This window comes from Dokdonella sp. (assembly GCF_049593775.1).
Lineage (GTDB): Bacteria > Pseudomonadota > Gammaproteobacteria > Xanthomonadales > Rhodanobacteraceae > Dokdonella.
This window is the reverse complement of record NZ_JBAWHJ010000418.1, coordinates 1-6449: the sequence shown is the minus strand read 5'-3', so window position 1 is coordinate 6449 and position 6449 is coordinate 1. Positions and strand designations below refer to the sequence as shown.

Annotated in this window: 5 protein-coding genes; 3 read left to right on the top strand and 2 right to left on the bottom strand. The window is 60.5% G+C overall.

What is annotated here, in order from left to right; translation table 11 throughout:
• Nucleotides 1-1131 (bottom strand): acyl-CoA dehydrogenase family protein (locus tag WBP53_RS14375; RefSeq protein ID WP_423930096.1); only part of this gene is annotated, 1131 nt, incomplete at its 3' end.
• Between the two features lie 190 nt (nt 1132-1321).
• On the opposite strand from WBP53_RS14375, the gene WBP53_RS14370 reads away from it, so the two are divergent.
• Genes WBP53_RS14370 through metH form a run of 3 tightly spaced genes read left to right on the top strand, consistent with a single transcriptional unit; the run spans nt 1322 to nt 6032 of the window.
• The gene (locus tag WBP53_RS14370; RefSeq protein WP_423930094.1) at nt 1322-2248 is read left to right on the top strand and encodes an ArsR/SmtB family transcription factor; all 927 of its coding nucleotides are present in this window, start codon (nt 1322-1324) and stop codon (nt 2246-2248) included.
• On the top strand, nt 2245-3330 hold the full coding sequence (locus WBP53_RS14365; RefSeq protein ID WP_423930092.1) for a homocysteine S-methyltransferase family protein: 1086 nt from the start codon (nt 2245-2247) through the stop codon (nt 3328-3330). Before WBP53_RS14370 ends, WBP53_RS14365 begins: the two co-directional genes overlap by 4 nt.
• Entirely contained in the window at nt 3327-6032 is a 2706-nt protein-coding gene (metH, locus tag WBP53_RS14360) for a methionine synthase (protein ID WP_423930090.1), read from the top strand. Before WBP53_RS14365 ends, metH begins: the two co-directional genes overlap by 4 nt.
• A gap of 51 nt (nt 6033-6083) precedes the next feature.
• Here metH and WBP53_RS14355 read toward each other — a convergent pair whose 3' ends face one another.
• Nucleotides 6084-6335 carry a hypothetical protein gene (locus tag WBP53_RS14355; RefSeq protein ID WP_423930088.1) on the bottom strand — a complete coding sequence of 84 codons (252 nt, stop codon included), beginning with the start codon at nt 6333-6335 and terminating at the stop codon, nt 6084-6086.
• Nucleotides 6336-6449: the final 114 nt, after the last annotated feature.

The window sequence follows — 6449 nt, the reverse complement described above, 5'->3', positions numbered from 1 at the left end:
GACCAGGCGCTGGATCTCGCTGGTGCCTTCGTAGATCTCGGTGATCTTGGCGTCGCGGAAGTAGCGCTCCAGCGGCATTTCCTTGGAGTAGCCCATGCCGCCGTGGATCTGCACGGCCTGGTGGGTGATCCACATGGCGGCTTCAGAGGCATACAGCTTGGCCACGGCCGCCTCGGTGCTGAAGCGACCGCCAGTCTTGTCCGCTTCGCCCTTGGCGAATGCTGCGCGCAAGGTCAGCAGGGTCGCAGCGTCGAGCCGGCATTTCATGTCGGCGATCTTTGCCTGGATCATCTGGAATGAACCGATCGCCTGACCGAACGCCTTGCGCTCCTGGACATAGGCAATGCTCGCTTCGTAGGCCGCACGACAGAGACCGACCGCCTGAGAGGCGATGCCGATACGTCCCGCGTCAAGAACACCCATGGCGATGCCGAAGCCCTTGCCCTGTGGTCCGAGCATGTCTTCAGCCGGGCATACGTAATCGTGGAATTCGATCTCGCAGGTAGCCGAGGCACGGATACCGAGTTTCGGTTCGACCTTGCCGGTGTGGAAGCCCGGGCGTCCGGTATCGATGATGAACGCCGAGATGCCCTTGGCACCGATTCCGGGCGTGGTGATCGCAAACAGGATGATGTACTTGGCCACGGGCCCGGACGTGATCCAGCTCTTCTTGCCATTGATGACCCAATTGCCATCCTTGTCCCTCGTCGCCTGCGTGTGCATGGCCGAAGCATCCGATCCCGACTGGGGTTCGGTCAGCGCATAGGCACCAATCGCCTCGCCCGAGGCAATGGCGCGAACATATTTCTGTTTCTGTTCCTCGGTGCCGTGCTGGAGGATGCCGTTGCAGTACAGGGAATTGTTGACCGACATGATGGTTGAGGTCGCCGTGTCCGCCGCACCGATCTCGATCATCGCCAGTGCGTAGGCAACCGGATCCATTCCCGCGCCGCCGTACTCCTCGGGGACTTCGATGCCCATCAGACCGAGCCTGCCCATTTCACGAATGTTCTCCAGCGGGAAGGTTCCCGAGGCATCCAGTTCGGCGGCTACGGGCGCAATGCGCTTCTGCGCAAACTCGCGGGCAATGGACTGGATCGAGAGCTGGTCGTCGCTGAGGCGAAAATCCATGGAGTGTCCTTGGGGGTGGAAACGGCCGATCATTTTATCGCGTACTGACCAAAGACGCCCGTCTCGACCCGAATCAAGGCCCTGCCTCGCCCCTGAGGCCCCTGCCAGCGCTTGAAATGGTGCGTTGACGGCGTCGCTGGTGATCGCTAGGCTGCACTTCCATCTTTTGATCAAGATGAAAGGATAATACGTGGACCTGACTGCCACTTCGGCCCTGCTGCGACTGCTGTCCGACCCGACCCGGGTACGTCTGCTTGCACTCCTGGAACGCGAGGAACTGACCGTAGCCGAACTTTCTGCGGTCCTGCGACTGGCCCAGCCCCGGGTCTCCACGCATCTGGCCAAGCTCAAGGAAGCCGGCCTGGTTCGAGACCGGCGTGCGGGAGTTTCCTCCTACTACCGCTATAACGGAGAGCTCGAGACGCGCGAAAGAACCCTGCTGCAGGCGCTCAAGGACGCCGTCGAAGATGCCCTGCTGATCGACGACGAGCGACGACTGCCCGCGATACTCGCCAAACGGGCGCGTGCGGAGGGCTGGGCCGATACGGTCGCAGGCGACATGGAACGCCACTACTCGCCCGGTCGGACCTGGGAAACACTGGCCCGGGCCATGACCCAACTGGTTGATCCGGGCGATGTGCTTGACGTGGCCTCCGGTGACGGCGTTCTTGCCGAACTGCTGGCACCGCGAGCGCGCTCCATTGTGTGCGTCGACGCCAGTCCACGCGTTGTCAGTGCTGCACAGGAGCGACTCAAGGCTTTCAGCAATGTCGAAGTGATCACCGGAGACATGCACGCTCTGGATTTCGGCCGAAAGCGCTTCGACCTGATCCTGCTCATGCACGCACTGACATACAGCGAGCGGCCGGATGCGGTGGTTGCCGAAGCAGCCAGGCTACTGGCCAAGGGAGGCCGTCTGCTGGTAGCCACTCTCGGCAAGCACGGGCATCGCACGGCAGTGGAGCCGTTCGATCACCGCAATCTCGGCTTCAAGCCTGACGAGTTGCGCGCATTCGCAACGGACGCCGGGCTCGAGGTACTTTCGTGCGAGCGCATTACCCGTGAAGTGAAGGCTCCGCATTTTGAAGTGATCTCCCTGCTGGCGCGCAAGCCGTGAGCACCTCACTGCGCTGGCTGCATCCGGATCGCGTGCACGCGCTTGAACAGGCCCTGCACGAACGCATCCTCATCATCGATGGCGCCATGGGTACGATGATCCAGGCGCACCGCCTTGACGAAGCCGACTACCGCGGCACGCGCTTCATCGACGGTCACGACGCGACACTCGGACACCACGATGCCTGCGGCCACGATCTCAAGGGCAACAACGACCTGCTCTCGCTGACCCGGCCCGACATCATCGCCGACGTGCACAACGCCTATCTCGAGGCCGGTGCCGACCTGGTCGAGACCAATACCTTCAATGCTACTGCGATCAGCCAGGCAGACTATCACCTGCAACATGTCGTCTACGAACTGAATCGGGAAGCTGCCCGAATCGCGCGCGCGTGCTGTGATGCCTTCACCGCGAAGACACCGGGAAAGCCGCGTTTCGTGATCGGCGTACTGGGCCCGACAAGTCGCACGGCGTCGATCAGCCCGGACGTCAATGACCCGGGATTCCGCAACACGAACTTCGACGAATTGCGCGGCACTTACCGCGAGGCAGTCGAAGGACTGATCGACGGCGGCGCAGACACCATCATGGTCGAAACCATCTTCGATACACTCAATGCCAAAGCTGCGCTGTATGCCACCGGCGAAGTATTCGAGCAGCGCGGAGGCCGCCTGCCACTGATGATCTCGGGCACGATCACCGACCGCTCGGGTCGCACCCTTTCAGGACAGACTGCCGAAGCGTTCCACGCATCGCTCGCCCACAGCCGCCCGCTTTCATTCGGGCTCAATTGCGCACTGGGTGCCAGCGACTTGCGTGAACACATCGAAACCCTGGCCCGGATCAGCCACAGTTTCGTCAGTGCGCATCCGAATGCAGGCTTGCCCAACGCCTTCGGCGAGTACGACGAAACTCCCGAGGAAATGGCCGCCACGTTGCAGGAGTTCGCCAACTCAGGATTGCTCAATCTCGTCGGTGGCTGCTGCGGAACCACGCCCGCACACATTCGCGCCATCGCCGAAGCCGTGCATGGAATCAGGCCACGCACCATGCCCGACCCGAACAAGGAAATCGCGGCATGAACGGCAGCCCTCGATACATGGTGTTGTCCGGACTCGAACCGCTAGTCATCACGCCCGAGCTCAATTTCATCAACGTCGGCGAGCGCACCAACGTGACCGGCAGCGCGCAGTTCCGCAAGATGATCAAGGAAGGTCGTTTCGAGGATGCCGTCGAGGTGGCTCGCCAGCAGGTCGACAACGGTGCGCAGATCCTCGACGTCAACATGGATGAGGGGCTGATCGACTCCGAGGCGGCGATGGTTCGCTTCCTCAACCTGATCGCCTCCGAACCTGACATCGCTCGCATACCGGTGATGGTCGATTCGTCGAAATGGACCGTGATCGAGGCCGGCCTCAAGTGCCTGCAGGGCAAAGGCATCGTCAACTCGATCTCGCTCAAGGAGGGTGAGGAACAGTTCCTCGAACATGCTCGCGCGGTCATGCGCTACGGTGCTGCAGCCGTGGTCATGGCTTTCGATGAAGACGGCCAGGCCGACACCTGCGAGCGCAAGGTGGCCATATGCACCCGAGCCTATCGGGTCCTCACCGAGCAGCTCGATTTTCCGCCAGAAGACATCATCTTCGATCCGAACATCTTCGCAATTGCCACGGGCATCGAGGAACACAACAACTACGCCGTCGATTTCATCGAGGCCACCCGGATCATCCGCCAGACCCTGCCCCACTGCCACGTCTCCGGCGGAGTATCGAACGTCTCGTTCTCGTTCCGCGGCAACGAGCCGATACGCGCAGCAATCCATGCCGTCTTCCTCTATCACGCAATCCGCGCCGGCATGGACATGGGCATCGTCAATGCCGGTGCCCTGTCAATCGTCGACGACCTAGATGCCGACCTGCGCGAGAGAGTCGAAGATGTCGTACTCAATCGACGCGACGATGCGACCGAGCGACTGCTGGAGATAGCGGGCAACTACAAGGGCGGCAGCCGGGAGTCTGGATCGGGGAGTCGCGAAGACAAGAACGAGTGGCGTTCCCTTCCCGTTGCCAAACGTCTCGCCCATGCGCTGGTTCATGGAATTGATGCCTATGCAGAAGTTGATGCGGAAGAAGCACGCCTCCAGTCGACACGGCCGCTTGATGTGATCGAAGGACCCCTGATGGACGGGATGAACATCGTTGGCGACCTGTTCGGCGCCGGCAAGATGTTTCTGCCGCAGGTGGTCAAGTCGGCGCGCGTGATGAAAAAGGCCGTGGCCTGGCTGCTGCCATTCATCGAGGAAGAAAAACTGCGCACTGGCGACACCGGGAAGAACAACGGCAAGATCGTCATGGCGACAGTCAAGGGCGATGTGCACGACATCGGCAAGAATATCGTCGGCGTCGTCCTGCGCTGCAACAATTTCGAAGTGATCGATCTTGGCGTGATGGTGCCGTCGCAGAAGATCCTCGATACCGCGCGCGCCGAGAATGCCGACATGATCGGTCTCTCGGGATTGATCACGCCATCCCTTGAAGAAATGTCCCACGTTGCGCGGGAGATGCAACGCCAGGATTTCCACCTGCCGCTCCTTATCGGAGGAGCGACGACCTCGCGTGCGCACACTGCATTGAAGATCGATCCTTGCTACAAGGCACCCACCGTGTGGGTCAAGGATGCCTCGCGTGCCGTAGGTGTCGCCCAGTCGCTGGCCACGAAGGAACTGGTCACCGCATTCATGGACAAGATCCGATCCGAATATTCGGATATTCGCGAACGCCACAAGGATCGCGGCAACGCCAAGCGACTGGTCTCGATCGAGAAGGCCCGGGCACAACGCTTCGAAGGCGACTGGGCGAACTACCAGCCGCCAGCGCCGAATCAGCCCGGCATTACCGTCTTCGACGATTTCCCCCTGCAGGACCTGCTCAGGTTCATCGACTGGACACCGTTCTTCAATGCCTGGGAACTGGCTGGGCGCTATCCCGCGATCCTCGAAGATGCCGTGGTTGGCGAGCAGGCAAGCGAGCTCTTCCGCGACGCGCAGGCAATGCTCGACAAGATCGTCAGCGAAAAATGGCTTGGCGCAAAGGGCGTGATCGGATTGTGGAAGGCGCGCAGCCAGGGTGACGACGTTGAAGTTCTGAACGATGACGAATCACTGCTGGCGAACCTGCATTTCCTGCGACAACAGGTCGACAAGCCGGTGGAGCGCCCGGACTTCTGCCTTGCAGATTTCATCGCACCGAAAGAATGCGAGGTCGATGACTGGATGGGAGGATTCGCGGTTACCGCTGGCATCGGCATCGACGCGCATGTCGCGCGGTTCGAGAAGGATCATGACGATTATTCGGCGATCATGCTGAAAGCCCTGGCAGACCGGCTAGCAGAGGCGTTCGCCGAATGCCTGCATCAGCGCACACGTCGCGAGTACTGGGGCTATGGTTGCGATGAATCGTTGACCAACCAGGATCTGATCGCCGAAAAGTATCGCGGCATACGCCCTGCCCCTGGCTACCCGGCCTGTCCTGACCACACCGAGAAAGGAACATTGTTCAAGTTGCTCGATGCAACGGCCAATGCCGGCATTTCGATTACCGAGAGCTTCGCAATGATGCCGACAGCGGCAGTGTCCGGATGGTATTTCTCGCATCCGAAAAGCCAGTACTTCGTAGTTGGCAAGGTCAGCCGTGAACAAGTCGCCGACTATGCCCGCCGCAAGGGCTGGACGCTGCTTCAGGCAGAGCGGTGGCTGGCACCCAATCTGGACTACGACCCGGAGTAATCACGGGCCCGTGGAAAGTGCGCGCCTGCCTGCAGGCAGGCGCGCCGAAAATCACATGCCGGCTGCGGGCATGCTGCCCATTCCCGACATGAATGCCATGCCACCGAGCAGGAAGAACAGAACCACCGAGATCAAGACGAGAATCAGATACGCCTTGCAGAAGTTGGACTTGTTGGGGTTGGTTGTCTTGGAGAAGCCCCAAACGAACAACATGATGATGTTGACCAGCGGAATCATCAGCACGATAAACGTGATGATCCAGTCGCCAAGTGACATTACCGGTGCGCTGCTGCGATTTTCCATGCTAAATCTCCCCGAAAGATTGGGTCAGGCGGATACCTGACCGGTCGATTCTGTCATGAAGCCGCGAGCTGCGCACCCCTCAGCTTTCAGCCCACTCGCGTCGGTGCCGAATAT

Coding starts and splice junctions, on each gene's coding strand:
- metH (WP_423930090.1), top strand. CDS start 3,327: ATGAACGGCAGCCCTCGATACATGGTGTTGTCCGGACTCGAACCGCTA.
- WBP53_RS14355 (WP_423930088.1), bottom strand. CDS start 6,335: ATGGAAAATCGCAGCAGCGCACCGGTAATGTCACTTGGCGACTGGATC.